Source organism: Nonomuraea sp. 3N208, assembly GCF_052245935.1.
GTDB lineage: Bacteria > Actinomycetota > Actinomycetes > Streptosporangiales > Streptosporangiaceae > Nonomuraea.
Window position 1 is genome coordinate 67,700 of sequence record NZ_JBQQBR010000011.1, and the last position, 15,243, is coordinate 82,942.

The window sequence follows — 15,243 nt, forward strand, 5'->3', positions numbered from 1 at the left end:
GAGCGTTGTGTGGGTCAGGAGCCGGGGTGGGCCAGGAAGCGGCCGAAGCGGCCCTGGTGGTAGAGAAGCGGGCGGCCCGGGCCGTACACGTCGGCCTCGGCCACCAGGCCCACGACCAGCACGTGATCGCCGACCTCCGCCGTCTCGTACGGCAGGCAGATCAGGTGCGCGGAGACGTCCTGCAGCAGCGGCGCGCCCAGGGGCCCCGCCCGCCACCGGGTCGGCTCGGCGAACCGGTCGATGCCCTTGCGGGCGAACCGCGCCGCCACCTCGGCCTGGTCGCTGGCCAGGATGTTGACCGCGAAGTGGTCGGCGGCCCGCAGCCAGGGCCACGTGGTCGAGGAGCGATCCACGTAGAAGGAGACGAGGGGCGGTTCGAGGCTGACGGAGGAGAACGACGTGGCGGTCAGGCCGGCGGGGGCGCCGTCGCACTGCGCGGTGATCACGACGACTCCGCTGGCGTGGACGGCGAGCGCCTGCCTGAACTGGTCGGCCCTCACGGCGCTGTCGGGCAGTGTCTCGGTCATGCGGACACCTCCTGCCGGTCCGCGCGGTCGTCGAGGCGGGCGGAGGTCGCTGATGGCACGTTCACGAGAGAGTTCCTCACGGGAGAAGGCATGCTCACGCGGCGCCCCGGCGGTGGTCCGGGGGGCGCGGAGACAGGGGTCGTCGGGGGGCGTCGGATGCGGGCGGCGAAGGGCACGCCGCGCGTGCGGCTACAGGTCCGCGATCAACGACACTGCGCGCTGGCGACGCGGCCGAAATCCACGTGGGGGCGCCTGGTCAGGAGGAATCCCTGTCTCATACCCACGACGCTAAGCCGCCCTCCTCGATAAGTCAATATTACCTACTTGTTTTAAGGGAAATGTCGGCATCTAACGACCGCGTCCAGCGCGAACGTACGGCCTACTCGGCGCGCTTCGCCGAGCCCGAGACGCCATGCTTCGCGAGGGCGGGCTGCTCCCCCTCGACGACACCATGCTCCGTGAGGGCGGGCTGCTCCCCCTCGGAGACGCGATGCTCTGCGAGGGCGGGCTGCTCGCCCTTCGGCTGGACCCGCTCGGAGTCGGCCGTGGCGGGCCCAGTGGCGGCCTCAGTGGCGGGCTCCGTGGTAGCGGCCGGTGTGCCGGGCTGCGCCGCCCGGTCGAAGAAGCGCAGCAGCTCGACCGGCAGCGGCATGATCAGGGTGGAGTTCTTCTCGGCCGCCACCTCCACCACCGTCTGCAGCAACCGCAACTGCAGCGCGCCAGGCGTCTGCGACATGATGCCCGAGGCGTCGGCGAGCTTGTGCGCGGCCAGCAGTTCGCCGTCCGCGACGATCACCCGGGAGCGGCGCTCCCGTTCGGCCTCGGCCTGCCGGGCGATGGAGCGCTTCATGGTCTCGGGCAGCTGAACGTCCTTGATCTCCACCCGGTCGATGTGAATGCCCCAGCCGAGCGCGGGGCTGTCGATCATCAGCGCAAGGCCTTTGTTGAGCTCCTCGCGGTTGGTCAGCAGATCGTCCAGCTCGCTCTTACCGATGATGGATCGCAGCGAGGTCTGCGCCACCTGCTCGACGGCGAACAGATAGTTCTGCACCTCGACGGCGGCCCGCATGGGGTCCTGGACCCTGAAATAGGCGACCGCGTCGACCCGTACGGAGACGTTGTCCCTGGTGATGCCCTCCTGCGTCGGGACGGGCATCGTGACGATCTGGACGTTGACCTTCCGCATGTTGTCCACGACGGGGATGAGGAATCTGAGGCCCGGCTGCCGGATGTGCGGCTGCGCCCTGCCGAAGCGGAAGACGATGCCGCGCTCGACCTGGTTGACCACCCTCACCCCGGTGACCGCGAGCAGGAAGAGCAAGAAGGCGATGACTCCGAGCACGATGTTGATGTCCATGGCCGTGTCCCTTCCCTATCGAGCCTAGCCCCGAATTCAGCTGGTACGAGTGGCCAGGACCGTGGCGATGGCGTGCTCTGTCGTGACGTACGTGGGCAGCCGGGCGTCCACCCCGGTGATGTGCAGCAGGCGGGCGGGCGCGCCCCGGGCGGCGGCCAGGTGCGCGTCGACGCCGTCGTCGGCGCAGGTACGGGCACAGGCCAGCAGGACGTGCAGGCCGGAGCTGTCCAGGAACGACAATTCGGCCAAATCGAAGATCACATGGTCGCCGGGGCGGCGGATGTGGTCGACGTAGTCCGCGAGCTGGGCGCTGTTGGTCCGGTCGACCTCGCCGGCGATGGCGATCACGCTCATGCCGGGAAGATGCTGATGAGTCGTCGTTAACGGGGCCATTCAGCGGGCCGGTTGCCTTTCCCGGCCTGAGCGCCTCAGGCTCCGGACGCTCGTGGTGGGGTGGCGGTGCAGGTGCAGGCTCAGCAGCGAGCCGAGGCCGGTCTGCTCGAGGCCGACCCTGTCGCACAGGTGCTGGATCACCCACAGGCCGAACCCGTGCGCGCCGGTCGGGTCGATCCGGGCGGTGGCCAGGTGGTCGGCCGACAGCCGGCCGGCGAGGTCGAGGATCTCCACAGTGATCCCTTCCTGGGTGCCACGCGCGGTGACCAGCCCGGCCGCTCCCCCATGGTCGAGCACATTGGTGACCGCCTCGTTGACGGCCAGCACCAGGTGGTCGAGCCGCTCGCCGGTCAGCCCCGCGTGCCGGCCGCCGACACGTACCAGGTCGCGGATGAAGGCTAGATCGGCGCTGACAGGACAGCGCAGCTCGAACTGCACGCTCATGGTCGTCTCGCCCACCGGATCGTCGGGGATGGAAGGTGCGGGCCCCGTTCCTCTTTCCCAGGGACAGATCGCCAAACGGGTGTCCTGGAGAGGTCCAACTGGTTCGCACGACCACGTGCCCATACTGCCCTCATGCACTTCGAGACCATGATCGACCAGTCCGGGCCTGTGGCGCCCCTGATCGGCCTGCTCACCAGGGGGCGCGCCGCCGGGTACGTACGCACGGAGGCGGAGAGCGTCAAACGGCGCTGCGAATCGTGATCTTCGAGCCTCGAATTTCGTGACGCAACTAACAGGACACTGTCTCTTTAACAAGAGCCCAGCGTCCTGTTAATGTCGTCATCGTGGGTGACAGCGGGAACGTGGCCGACCCGGCGTTCGAACGCGCCAGACGACCGGAGCACAAGCAGCAGCGGCGCGCGGCGATCCTCGCGGTGGCGCGCAAGCTCGCCATCGAGTCAGGGGTGCGTGAAGTCAGCCTGCGCAGGGTCGCCGCAGAAGTAGGGCTGGCCAAGTCCAACGTGGTGCGCTACTTCAGCACCAGGGAGGAGATCTTTCTCGAGCTGACCGTGGAGAGCTGGCGGGACTGGGCGGACGACGTCCTCGGACGCCTCCGGGCAGGCGACGACGTGATCGACGCGCTGACCGAACCACTCGCGGCACGCCCGCTCTTCTGCGACCTCCTCAGCCAGCTGGGAACGGCCCTGGAACACAACCTCTCCGTCCCAGCGGCCCTGACCTTCAAAGTCACGGTCCTGGACATCACCAGCGAGCTCGGCGCCGCCATCGCGCAGGCCCGACCCGACCTGACTCCGGACGAAGCCGAGGAACTGGTGGCGCGCGCGACCGGCTGCGCGGGCACCTACTACCCCGCCTCCAACCCGCCCCCCACCTTGGTCGAGCTCTACCGGCAACGCCCCGACCTCGCCGCCACGTGCCCCAAGCTGCTGCCCACCCTGAAACGCACCCTGGCAGCACTTGCCGCCGGTCTGCCGACCTTGCGTACCTGACGCACATCTACAACTGATGGGAGCAATCATGTCTGTTATTTCCGAATCCGTAGAGCCTGTCCCCGACGACCACCTCGAGACGGAACCGGTGAGCCCCTTGATCCCCTTGGGCTCGGACGCCGCGCCCGTGTGCACGGACGGAGTGTGCGCCCTGTGAGCTCGCTGCGCATCGACATCTGGTCCGACGTCGTCTGCCCGTGGTGCTACATCGGCAAGCGACGCCTGGAGTCGGCACTCGCCCGCTTCGAGCACGCCGACGAGGTGGAACTGCACTGGCACAGCTTCCAGCTCGACCCCTCCCACCCCAAGGGGCACCGCGAACCGTCCTCCGACAGCCTGGCCAAGAAGATCGGCGCTCCGCACGCCCAGATACGGCAGATGCAGCAGCAGGTCACCGACCTCGCCGCAGCGGAAGGCCTGACGTACGCCCTCGACAAGTCCATCTCGGTCAACACGATCGACGCCCACCGGGTCGCGCATCTCGCGGCGGACCACGGTCTCGGCGGGCAGATGCACGAGCGGCTGCTCAGCGCCCACCTGGCCGAGGGAGAGATCGTCGACGACCCCGACACCCTGGTCCGCCTGGCGGCCGAGCTCGGCATCCCTGAGGACGAGACCCGGAAGGTCCTGGGGAGCGACGCCTACGCGGACGCCGTGCAGGCGGACATCCGCGAGGCCCGCGGCCTCGGCATCACCGGTGTGCCGTTCTTCGTGCTCAACCGCGCCTACGGCGTGTCCGGCGCGCAGCCGGCCGACGCCTTCCTCTCCGCCCTGCGCACCGCCCACGGGGAGGCCGTCACGACGCGCTGAATCGCCCGGGTTCGACAGTGGGCCGCGACCGGCATGGTCGCGGCCCACTGTCGTGCTCTAGATCACACACGGAGACGTCTTGCAATGGAGGCGGATTAATTTTAGGTTAGGCTTACCTAAGTAAATGTCTCGTTCTGGGGGCATGCCCCTTCTCGCTGTTCCCTCACAGGAAGAAGCCATGTCCATCCAGCTGCCGCTGTCCGCTGCGCCGCGCTCCGCCTACCCGGTGGAGGTGCTCCCCCGCACCGTCCGGGACCGTCTCCTCGAACTGGCACAGTCCGGCGCGCCGGTCTCCGCCTACGTCTACGACGGCGCGGTGGCCGCCGAGCGGGCCCGCGAATTACGCGCGGCGCTGCCTGCATGGGCCGCCGTTTACTACGCGGTCAAGGCCAACTCCTTTCCCGGCGTCGTCGCGGCGCTGGCCCCGTACGTGGACGGGTTCGAGGTCGCGTCCAGATCCGAGCTGGACCTCGCCCTGGGCCTCACCGGTACGGCACGCGTCGTGGCCGCCGGACCCGCCAAGTCCGTCCCTGTCCTCACCGCCCTGGTCAGAGCCGGGGTGGAGGCGATCAACGCCGAGAGCCTGCTCGAGCTCCACCGGATCAGCCGGATCGCGGTCGCCGAAGGCACCACGGCCAGGGTGGCGCTGCGCGTGAACCCCGCCGAGATCCCCGTCACGGGCTCGCTGCACATGGGCGGCGTCCCGTCCCAGTTCGGCGTGGCCGAACCCGACGTGCCCGAGGTACTGCGGGCCGCCGCCCGGCTGCCCGGTCTGGAGCTGGTCGGCTTCCACGTCCACGCCGCCTCCGGCAACCTGGACGCCGAATCCCACGCCGCCTACCTGCGCTGGTGCCTGGACTGGAGCGTGCGCACCGCCGCGGCCAACCGCATCGAGCTGCGCCAGGTCGACATCGGCGGCGGCATCGGTGTCGCGTTCGAGGACGAGAAGCCCTTCGACGTCGCCCGCTTCGGCGAGCTGGCCGGGCAGGCCGAGCCGCCGCCCGGCGTGCGAGTGCTGCTGGAGCCCGGCCGTTTCCTGGTCGCCGACTGCGGCTGGTATGCCGCCGAAGTGACCGACGTCAAGACCTCCTTTGGCAAACGGTTCGTCGTCCTGCGCGGCGGCATCAACCACTTCCAGCTCCCCACGTCCTGGGACATCGTGCACAACATCGCGGTGCTCCCGATCGAGGGCTGGCCAGAGGGCTGCCCCCGGCCAGCCGCCGAAGACGCCGAGGTGACGGTCGTCGGCGAGCTCTGCACGCCGGAGGACACCCTCCTGCGCGACGTCCGGGTCGACCGCGTGCGCGCCGGAGACCTGGTCGTCTTCCCCAACGCGGGTTCCTACGGCTGGGAATTCGCCATGCACGACTTCCTCGGTCACCCCGTGGCCGAACGACACCTGCTCTGAGCTCAACCGGCCCACGGGGCCGTGCCACCCGCCTCCTCTGCGATCCGGAGCCTTGATGACGCTGCATCCGACCGACCTCGACCCCGCCCCCGTCCTGGGTGACCGCATGGACGCCGTGCTGCGGCGGCAGCGCGACCGGGAGTCCTCGGCGCGGACCTATGCCCGTTCGTTCCCGGTCGTCCCGGTACGCGCGCACGGCATGACGATCGAGGGCGCCGACGGCCGCCGCTACCTCGACTGCCTGTCCGGCGCGGGCACCCTCGCGCTCGGCCACAACCACCCAGTGGTGGTCGAGGCCATCAGGCGCACCTTGGACAGCGGGGCCCCGCTGCACGTGCTCGACCTGGCCACGCCGGAAAAGGACGAGTTCACCGAGGCGCTGTTCGCCACTCTTCCTCCCGCCTTCGCCGATCACGCGCGCGTGCACTTCTGCGGGCCCGCGGGAACGGACGCGGTGGAGGCGGCGCTGAAGCTCATGCAGACCGCCACGGGCCGGCGCGGGCTGCTCGCCTTCACCGGCGCCTACCACGGCATGACCGCGGGCGCCCTGGCGGCCACCGGCAGCGTCGCGGTCAAGGAGCCGGTGGCCGGGATCGCCGCTGACGTGACCCGGCTGCCGTACCCGTACTCCTACCGCTGCCCGTTCGGTGTCGGCGGGGAGTGGGGCGCGGAGCTGTCGGCGGCGTACACCGAACGGCTGCTCGACGACCCTTCCGGCGGCGTGGTGCCGCCGGCCGCGATGATCCTGGAGGCGGTGCAGGGCGAGGGTGGCGCGGTGGCCGCCCCCGACTCCTGGCTGCGTCAGATGCGCCGGATCACCGCCGAGCGCGGCATCCCGCTGATCGTGGACGAGGTGCAGACCGGCGTGGGGCGCACCGGCGCGTTCTGGGCGGTGGAGCACAGCGGGGTGATTCCCGACGCGATGGTGCTGTCCAAGGCCATCGGCGGGAGCCTGCCGCTGGCCGTGGTGGTGTACCACGAGGACTACGACGGCTGGCGGCCCGGCGCGCACACCGGAACGTTCCGCGGCAACACCCTGGCCATGGCGGCCGGGACCGCGACCCTGCGGTACGTGGCCCGCGAGAGGCTGGCCGAGCGGGCCGCCGCGGTCGGCGCCCTGATGGCGGCCCGGCTGGACGGGCTGCGCGGCGAGCTGCCCGCGATCGGCGACGTCCGCGGGCGCGGCCTGATGATCGGTGTCGAGCTCGTCGACCCCGAGGGCGAACCCGACTCCTGCGGTGCCCGCCCGCCGGCGCCGCGGAAGGCGGCCGAGGTCCGTGCCGCGTGCCTGGACCGCGGCCTCATCGTGGAGCTGGGCGGCCGCCACGACTCCACCGTCCGCCTGCTGCCGCCGCTGATCATCACGGACGAGCAGGCGGAGACCGTTCTGGACCGGCTGGCCGACGCGATCGCCGAGGTGACGGCTGCCCGCCTCACGGGGCCGCGGGCATGACCGCCGCCCTCGCGCCCGCGCTGTCCGGCGGCGTCTCCGGCGCCGCCGCCCTGGAGCCGATGGTGCGTACGGTGCTGGAGGCCCTGGCCGAGGGCGCGGCACGGCGTGGCGGACCGATCCCCGCAGGCACACCCCAGGAGCTCTTCGCACGAGTCGCCCGCGCCCTCACCGAGCCGGACGGTGACGACGACGCCTTGCGCCGGTTGACCGCGCTGGTGGCCGCGGGCAGTGCCGACCCGGCCGATCCGGCCTGCGCCGCGCACCTGCACTGCCCGCCGCTCGCCGTGGCGGTGGCCGCCGACCTGGCGATCTCCGCGCTCAACCCGTCGCAGGACTCCTGGGACCAGGCCCCCGCGACCACCGCTCTGGAGACCCTGGTGCTGGGCGACCTGGCCGAGCTGGTGGGATACCCGTCCACGGCCGCGGGCGTTCTCACCTCCGGCGGCACCGAGTCCAACCTCATGGGCCTGATGCTGGCCAGGGACCGGGTGCTGGGGCGCGCGACCGGGCGCAGGATCGAACGGAGCGGTCTGCCCGCGGGCCCGCCGCAGGCGAGGATCTTCTCCTCCGCCGCCGCCCACTTCTCGGTACGGCGCGCCGCCGCCCTGCTGGGCCTGGGCGAGGACGCGGTCGTGACCATCCCCGTCGATCACGAGCTGCGCATGAGACCCGAGGCACTGGAGAAAGCGCTCCGGGAGTGCGTCCGGCGGGGCGAGCTGCCCATGGCCGTGGTCGCCACGGCCGGCACCACCGACACCGGGGCGATCGACCCGCTGAACGCCTGCGCGACCCTGGCCGCCGAGCACGGCGCCTGGACGCACGTGGACGCCGCCTACGGGGGCGGCGCGCTGCTCTCCGACCGCCTGGCCCCGCTGCTGACGGGCCTGGAACGGGCCGACTCGGTGTCGCTGGACTGGCACAAGCTGGGCTGGCAACCCGCCGCGGCGGGGGTCTTCCTGGTGCGGCAGGCCGAGACGTACGCGTCGCTGGCCCGGCGCGCCGCCTACCTCAACCCGGCCGACGACGAGGACGCCGGCTACTCCAGCCTGCTGGGGCTCTCCCTGCGCACCACCCGCCGCCCCGACGCCTTCAAGATCGCCGTCACGCTCGCCGCCCTGGGCCGGGACGGCCTGGGCCGCCTCGTGGACACCTGCCACGACCTGGCCCGCGCCGGGGCCGCGGCGGTGTGTGCCCATCCCCGGCTGGAGCTGCACGCCGACCCCGTGCTGACGGCGTTCCTCTTCCGGTATCTCCCCGCCGATCCCGCCCTGGCGGACCGGGTGAACGCCGGGCTGCGGCGCCGCCTGCTCCGTGAGGGACGCGCCGTCGTCGGCCGTACCGAGCTGCCCGGAGAGGGGCCGGGCCGCGTCCGGCTCAAGCTCACCCTGCTCAACCCGCACGCGACGGCCACCGAGGTGGAGCGGCTCGTCCACCTGGTCGCCGCCGCGGGCGAGGCCGAGGAGGCGGCGCTATGACCGGGCTCAAGGCGGACCTGTCCGGCGCGTCCGCGCCCCTCAGCCCGGATCCCCTCGACCATCCCGACCCCTTCAGGGCCGGCGAGGCCGCGGCGATGGAGACGCTGCTGCGTGCCTACGTGCGCGAGACGGCGATCCCGGTCCCGGCGGCCGGTGAGGAGCTGACGCTCGGCTTCCCCGCCAGCGGCCTGCGGCTGAGCGTCCCGGTGCGCCACCGATCGGCGACGGGTTGGCACCGCTTCGGCGAGCCGCACGTCATCGCCGGGCCGCTACCCGCCGGCGCCGAACTCCTCCCCACCGAACCTGTCCCCGCCGATGCCGCGCTCGTGGCCGCGGCCGCCATCCGTAAGGCGGTCGTGCGGCGGCGGTTGCCGCAGCACCTCGGGTCCGACGCCGTCGCCCGGGTGCTGGACTCGGCCCGCCGTACCGGGACGTTTCTCGCGCGGCGGCGGGCCGAGCGCGACGGGCCGGGGGTGACGCCGTTCCTCGAGGCCGAGCAGGCACTGTTGCTGGGGCATCCGTTCCATCCCACGCCCAAAAGCAGGCAGGAGGCGTCCGACGGGGAGCTGGACGCGTACTCGCCGGAGCTGCGCGGCGCGTTCCGGCTGCACTGGTTCGCCGCCGATCCCGCCATCGTCGTCGGTGACAGCACGGACGGGCGGAGCCCGGCCGAGCTGCTACGAGACCTCGCCGGCGACCTGAAGCTCCCCTCGGGCATGGTCCCCGTCCCCGCCCATCCGTGGCAGGCGCGCGAGGTGCTGCGCCGTCCCGAGGTGGCGTCGCTGGTCGACGCGGGACTGCTGCGCCCGCTCGGGGCGGCGGGGCCCGCGTGGCATCCGACCTCTTCGGTGCGCACCGTGCACCGGCCGGACACCGACGTGATGCTCAAGCTCTCCCTCGGCATGCGGATCACCAACTCGCGCAGGAACAATCTGCGCGGCGAGCTGCGGCTCGGCGTCCGGGCCGCCCGCCTGCTCGCCGCCGGCCCTGGCGACTGGCTGCGCGCGGAACACCCGGAGTTCGGGATCCTGCGCGACTTCGCCTGGATCTCCGCGGGCGCCGACGGGCCGGAGACCGGGCTGGAGACCGCCATCCGCGACAACCCCTTCCACGGGGGACCGGGCGAAGGGCAGTGCGTGGCGGGGCTGCTGGCCGAGCGCACGGGTCCGGGTGACGGCACGCCGCCCCGGCACCGCGCGCTGCTGTCCGCCGCCACGGCACGCCTCGCCAGGGCGCACGGCGTCTCCCTCGCGGAGGCATCGGCCCGCTGGCTGGCCCGCTATCTCGACGTGCTGGTCGTGCCGCTGATCAGGCTGCACGCGCGGTACGGCATCGCGCTGGAGCCGCACCACCAGAACACCCTCGTGGCGCTGGACGGCGACGGCCTGCCCCGCGCGGGCTGGTACCGGGACAGCCAGGGCTACTACGTGGCCGCCTCCATGGCGGGCGAGTTGGAACGGCTGCTGCCCGGCCTGGCCGACGGCGTGGAGATGGTCTTCGACGACGAGTTCGTGGACGAGCGGGTCGCGTACTACCTGGGGATCAACAACCTGTTCGGCCTGGTGGGCGCGTTCGGGGCGCTGGGGCTCGCCGGCGAAGGCGGCCTTCTGCGCGTGCTGCGTGCCGCGCTGGAGCGGCTGCGCGCCGCGGAGCCCGGTGCGAAGGGCCTGCTCGACCTGCTGCTGGACGCGCCGTCGCTGCGCTGCAAGGGCAACTTCCTGACGTGCGTGGACGGCCGCGACGAGCTCGTCGGCGACGTGCACAGCCAGTCCGTCTACATCGACCTTCCCAACCCTCTCACGGAGGTACAGCGGTGACCACGTACGACCTGGTGGGAGTGGGCATCGGCCCGTTCAACCTGTCCCTGGCCGCGCTCTGCGACGGCGTGCCGGGGGTGCGCTCGCTCTTCCTGGACGGCAAGCGCGCCTTCTCCTGGCACCCGGGCCTGCTGATGGAGGGGACCGTGCTGCAGGTGCCGTTCCTCGCCGACCTGGTGACCATGGCGGATCCGACCAGTCCCTGGTCGTACCTGAACTACCTGCGGCGCCACGACCGGATGTTCCCGTTCTTCTTCTCCGAGCGGTTCCACATTCCGCGCCGCGAGTACGACCACTACTGCCGCTGGGTCGCCGAGCGGCTGCCCTCCTGCCGGTTCGACGCCGAGGTGACCGGGCTGGAGTGGGACGAGGCGGCCGCGGCCTTCGCGGTGACGTACCGGTCCTCGGCCGGAGCCGTCTCCCGGGTGCTGGCGAGGAAGGTCGTGCTGGGCGTCGGCACGGAGCCGGTCGTCCCCGGAGCGCTGCGCCCGCTCACGACGGAGGCGCACGCCGGTCGCGTCCTGCACAGCGCCGGCTATCTCGCCCACCGGGATCGGCTCGCCGCGGCACCCGACGTCACGGTGATCGGCGCCGGCCAGTCAGGGGCGGAGGTGGTGCTCGACCTGCTGCGCTCCGGCGGGCCGTTCGTCCGCTGGCTGGCCCGTACTCCGGCGTTCGCGCCCATGGAGTACTCGAAGATCGGCCTCGAGCACTTCACCCCCGACTACATCCGGTACTTCCGCGGGCTTCAGGAAGCCGAGCGGGAACGGCTCGTCCGCGAGCAGTGGCAGCTGTACAAGGGGGTCAGCACGGAGACGTTGGCCGACATCCACGACGAACTGTACGAGCGGACCATCGGCGGCGCCGAGCCACCGGCCGCGCTCCACCCGGGAGTGGAGGTCGTGGCGGTCGACGCCGACGCCGACGGCTACACGCTGACCTGCCGGCACGGCCCGCAGGAAGCGGGCTTCGAGCTCCGCACCTCAGCCGTGGTGTCGGCCACCGGCTACGCGGCGGCCCGTCCCGCGTTCCTGGAGCCGCTGTCCGACCTGATCGACTGGGACGGCAAGGGCCGTTACCAGGTCGGCGGCGACTACCGAATCGCGCTCGACCCGCGGGTGTCCGGCGAGCTCTACGTCCAGAACGCGGAGCTCCACACCCATGGTGTCGGGACGCCCGACCTCACGCTCGGCGCGTGGCGGGCGGCGACCATACTCAACGCGGTCGCCGGGCGCACAGTGCTGCCTGTCCCCGACCGGGTGGCCTGGACGACCTTCGGCGCGCCGCTCGCTCCCGAGCCCACCGGCCTGGCCGCGCCGCGTTCGGCGGGCTCGCTGCGGTGAGCCGCGCCAAGGTCGTGCTCATCTCGGTGATCGGGCTGCACCTGGTCGCAGAGACGTCGCTCACCCCTTTCCTGCCGCACCTGTTCGAGCGGCTGTACGGCATCGACGAGCCCGGCGCCACCGGCCTCTACCTGTGGATCTGCCGCATCGTCGGGCTGGCCGCGCTCCCGCTGTGGGGGCTGGCGGCCCGGCGGTGGCCGCTGCACCGGCTGGTCCTGGCCGGGTTGTGCGGCTCCGCCGTGCTCGATCTGCTGCTCGGGCTCGCGCCCAGTTATGCCGCGTACACCGTGCTGTCGGCGGCCGTGGTGACCACCAACAGCGCGCTGCTGCTGGCCTACCCGGCGTTCATCGCCGAGCACGACGCCGACCCGGCGGGCGGGGAGCGGGCCAGGCTGGCCGCCATCTGCTCGATCGTGGTGGTCTTCCACCTGTCGACCGTGGTGGCGACGATGGTCGGGGCCGGGGTGCTCGCGCTGCCCGAGCCGCGGATCGGCATCTCCGCCTTCGCCGTGTTGGACGTGCTCCTCGCCGTGCTCACCTACCGCGTGCTCGGCAGACGAGTTCCCACCGGCACGGGTACGGCGACCGGCGAGGCAGTCGCGGTGGGCGGCGGCGCCGGTGCGACGGGCGGCCTGGATGGCGCCGCCGGCGCGGCGGACGGCCCGGACGGCGCCGCCGGTGCCGCCGGTTCGGCCGCCTGGAGGCGGTTCGGCGGGCTGGCGATGCTGGCGCAGGCGGCGCTGATCGGCGTGGCGTTCGACTTCTCGGTCAACGTGGCGCGGCCCTTCTTCACCGAGTTCGCCGACGACCTGGGCAGCGGCTCCACAGGGTCCGCGGTGCTGTTCTTCCTGCCGAGCGTGGCCGCGCTCGCCGTGCTGCCCGTCGTGCGCCGCTGCCACGACCTGCTCGGCGACCGGCTGCTGCCGCTGGCCCTGGCCGTGGCCGCCGCCGGGCTGGCCTGGCAGGCGCTGTCGTCCTCGCTGCCGGCGCTGGCCGGGGGGCGGCTGTTGTTCGGGGTCGGCCTCGGCGTCGGGCAGGTCGCCGTGGAGCTGTGGGTGTTCCGGGCTACGGGAACGGCGGGGCCGGCGTTCACCGCCGTGGAGACCGCCCGGTCCGCGGGCCTGCTCGCCGCGCCGGTGGCCGCCGCGGCCGCCGTCTCGCACGACCTCGCGCTCCCTATCGCCGTCGCCGCGGCCGTGCACCTGCTCGCCACCGGCCTGTCCCTGCGCCGTGCCCGCGTCCCCCGTCAGCGACCCGCCCTCACCTACTCCCAGGAGATCCCCCGATGAACCGCCTCACCCGCGACACCTGGCAGCAGGCCGGCCGCCGTCTGCTCACCAAGGCCGTCGAGGAGTTCGCCTACGAGGAGCTGCTCCGCCCGGAGCCCGACCCCGCGGCCGGCGCCGACGCCTACCGGCTGGAGCTGGGCGACGGCGTCCGCTGGACGTTCCGCGCGGCCCGCGGCACGTTCGGGACCTGGCGGCTGGTGGACGGCACCCTGCGGCGGCACCCTGGTGACGGACCGCCAGAGCCGGAGCGGCTGCTGCTCGACGCCAGGACGGCCCTCGGCTGGGACGGCCCCACCACCGCCGAGGTGCTGCGCGAGCTCACCGCTACGCGGCGGGCGGAGGCGGAGCTCCTCTCCCATGCCCGGACCGCCGCCGAGCTCGCGGATCTGGACCATCTGGAGCTGGAGGCCTACCAGGACGGCCATCCCTGCATGCTGCTCAACAAGGGCAGACTGGGCTTCGCCGCTTCCGACGCCGCGGCCTATGCCCCCGAGTCGGCCGGCGCCGTACGGCTGCTGTGGGTGGCCGTGCACACCTCGCTGGCCGAATACTCCGGCGTGCCCGGGCTGGACGCGGAGACACTGCTGGCTGAGGAGCTGGACGAGGAGACCCGCAAGCGGTTCGCGGACCTGGTGCAGGACGTGGTGCCGGACTCGGGCACGTCGGACGTGGTGCCGGACTCGGGCACATCGGACGTGGTGCCGGACTCGGGCACATCGGAGGTGGTGCCGGACTCGGGCACATCGGACGTGGTGCCGGACTCGGGCACATCGGACGTGGTGCCGGACTCGGGCACATCGGACGCTGCCGCGTACGTCTGGCTGCCCGTTCACCCCTTCCACTGGGACGAGGCCGTCGAGACCCTCTTCGCCCCCTACCTGGCCGACGGCCGGATCGTCCTGCTCGGCGAGGGCCCCGACCGCTACCGGCCGCTGCAGTCCATCCGCACCCTGGCCAACCTGGACAGTCCCGAACGCAGGAACGTCAAGGTGCCGCTCGCCATCCGCAACACGCTGGTGTGGCGAGGGCTGTCCACCGAGCCGACCCGGGCCGCGCCCGACGTGACGGCCTGGCTGCACGCGCTCCGCGACGCGGACCCGTACCTGCGGGACGAGGTGCGCTTCCACCCGCTCGGCGAGGTGGCCGCCGTCGCCGTGCGCCACCCGCTGTACGACACGGTCCGCGACGCCCCCTACCGCTACCACGAGCTGCTCGGCGCGGTATGGCGCGAGCCCGTGGCGGCGCTGCTGCGCGACGGCGAGCGGGCCAGGACCATGGCGGCCCTGTTGAAGGTGGGCTCGGACGGGCGGGCGCTGGCCGCCGAGCTCGTCACGCGCTCAGGGCTCGATGCCCGGGCCTGGCTGGCCAGGTTCTTCGCCGCCCTGCTGCCGGGCCTGCTGCACTACCTCTACCGGTACGGCGTGGCGTACTGCCCCCACGGCGAGAACACCGTGATCATCTACGATGCCGCCGATCTCCCGGTCGGCGTCGCGGTCAAGGACTTCGCCGAGGACGTCAACCTGTTGCCTGGGCGCCGCCCCGAGTACGCGGGTCTGTCCCCGCGCGCCGACGCGGTGCTGCTGCGCTGGCCCGCGGGCGAGCTGGCGCACTCGCTGCTCAGCGCGGTCTTCGCCGGCCATTTCCGGTTCTTCGCCCCGCTGGCCGAGGAGCACCTCGGCGTGCCGGAGGCGGAGTTCTGGGGACTGGTCCGCGCCGAGATCGAGCGGTACCACGCCCGCTTCCCGGAGCTCGCGGACAGGTTCGAGGAGTTCGGCCTGTTCGCGCCCGAGTTCGACCGCGTGGCGCTCAACCGGGAGCAGCTGCTCGGCGGCGGCTTCCACGACCGCGCCGAGCGCGACGAGGGCTTCGACGTCGTCCACGGCACCGTACCCAACCCGCTTTCAAAGGTGAGCTGAG

General features: G+C 72.4%; 14 protein-coding genes. 10 read left to right on the plus strand and 4 right to left on the minus strand.

The window, feature by feature from the left end; translation table 11 throughout:
* Positions 1–14: 14 nt before the first annotated feature.
* From ACTWPT_RS18330 to ACTWPT_RS18345, 4 genes are all read right to left on the minus strand, one after another.
* The gene (locus ACTWPT_RS18330) at positions 15–527 is read right to left on the minus strand and encodes a flavin reductase family protein (protein ID WP_443178608.1); all 513 of its coding nucleotides are present in this window, start codon (positions 525–527) and stop codon (positions 15–17) included.
* 379 nt (positions 528–906) lie between these two features.
* Positions 907–1,884: a slipin family protein gene (locus ACTWPT_RS18335; RefSeq protein ID WP_443178609.1), complete on the minus strand. Its 978-nt coding sequence runs from the start codon at positions 1,882–1,884 to the stop codon at positions 907–909.
* A gap of 36 nt (positions 1,885–1,920) precedes the next feature.
* Positions 1,921–2,277 (minus strand): STAS domain-containing protein, encoded by a 357-nt coding sequence (locus ACTWPT_RS18340; protein ID WP_443178610.1) that lies wholly within the window; start codon positions 2,275–2,277, stop codon positions 1,921–1,923.
* Entirely contained in the window at positions 2,278–2,721 is a 444-nt protein-coding gene (locus tag ACTWPT_RS18345; RefSeq protein ID WP_443178611.1) for an ATP-binding protein, read from the minus strand. It lies immediately after the preceding gene.
* Between the two features lie 132 nt (positions 2,722–2,853).
* Here ACTWPT_RS18345 and ACTWPT_RS18350 point away from each other — a divergent pair, with 132 nt between their 5' ends.
* The 10 genes from ACTWPT_RS18350 to ACTWPT_RS18395 all read left to right on the plus strand — a co-directional run bounded on the left by ACTWPT_RS18350 (position 2,854) and on the right by ACTWPT_RS18395 (position 15,242).
* On the plus strand, positions 2,854–2,982 hold the full coding sequence (locus ACTWPT_RS18350) for a hypothetical protein (RefSeq protein ID WP_443178612.1): 129 nt from the start codon (positions 2,854–2,856) through the stop codon (positions 2,980–2,982).
* A gap of 83 nt (positions 2,983–3,065) precedes the next feature.
* A complete protein-coding gene (locus ACTWPT_RS18355; RefSeq protein ID WP_443178613.1) occupies positions 3,066–3,731 on the plus strand; it encodes a TetR family transcriptional regulator in 666 nt (221 codons plus the stop codon).
* A gap of 153 nt (positions 3,732–3,884) precedes the next feature.
* Positions 3,885–4,541: a DsbA family oxidoreductase gene (locus tag ACTWPT_RS18360; protein WP_443178614.1), complete on the plus strand. Its 657-nt coding sequence runs from the start codon at positions 3,885–3,887 to the stop codon at positions 4,539–4,541.
* A 178-nt stretch (positions 4,542–4,719) separates the two neighbouring features.
* Positions 4,720–5,949 carry a hypothetical protein gene (locus ACTWPT_RS18365; RefSeq protein ID WP_443178615.1) on the plus strand — a complete coding sequence of 410 codons (1,230 nt, stop codon included), beginning with the start codon at positions 4,720–4,722 and terminating at the stop codon, positions 5,947–5,949.
* 55 nt (positions 5,950–6,004) lie between these two features.
* Positions 6,005–7,402, plus strand: coding sequence for a diaminobutyrate--2-oxoglutarate transaminase (locus tag ACTWPT_RS18370; RefSeq protein WP_443178616.1), 1,398 nt, complete (start codon positions 6,005–6,007; stop codon positions 7,400–7,402).
* Positions 7,399–8,877, plus strand: a complete 1,479-nt coding sequence (locus ACTWPT_RS18375) for a pyridoxal phosphate-dependent decarboxylase family protein (RefSeq protein ID WP_443178617.1) — start codon at positions 7,399–7,401, stop codon at positions 8,875–8,877. The genes ACTWPT_RS18370 and ACTWPT_RS18375 overlap by 4 nt, the downstream gene beginning before the upstream one ends.
* Positions 8,874–10,694 carry an IucA/IucC family protein gene (locus tag ACTWPT_RS18380; RefSeq protein ID WP_443178618.1) on the plus strand — a complete coding sequence of 607 codons (1,821 nt, stop codon included), beginning with the start codon at positions 8,874–8,876 and terminating at the stop codon, positions 10,692–10,694. The genes ACTWPT_RS18375 and ACTWPT_RS18380 overlap by 4 nt, the downstream gene beginning before the upstream one ends.
* Positions 10,691–12,037, plus strand: a complete 1,347-nt coding sequence (locus ACTWPT_RS18385; RefSeq protein WP_443178619.1) for a lysine N(6)-hydroxylase/L-ornithine N(5)-oxygenase family protein — start codon at positions 10,691–10,693, stop codon at positions 12,035–12,037. The genes ACTWPT_RS18380 and ACTWPT_RS18385 overlap by 4 nt, the downstream gene beginning before the upstream one ends.
* Positions 12,034–13,326 carry a hypothetical protein gene (locus ACTWPT_RS18390; RefSeq protein ID WP_443178620.1) on the plus strand — a complete coding sequence of 431 codons (1,293 nt, stop codon included), beginning with the start codon at positions 12,034–12,036 and terminating at the stop codon, positions 13,324–13,326. The genes ACTWPT_RS18385 and ACTWPT_RS18390 overlap by 4 nt, the downstream gene beginning before the upstream one ends.
* On the plus strand, positions 13,323–15,242 hold the full coding sequence (locus ACTWPT_RS18395; RefSeq protein ID WP_443178621.1) for an IucA/IucC family protein: 1,920 nt from the start codon (positions 13,323–13,325) through the stop codon (positions 15,240–15,242). The genes ACTWPT_RS18390 and ACTWPT_RS18395 overlap by 4 nt, the downstream gene beginning before the upstream one ends.
* Position 15,243 lies beyond the last annotated feature (1 nt).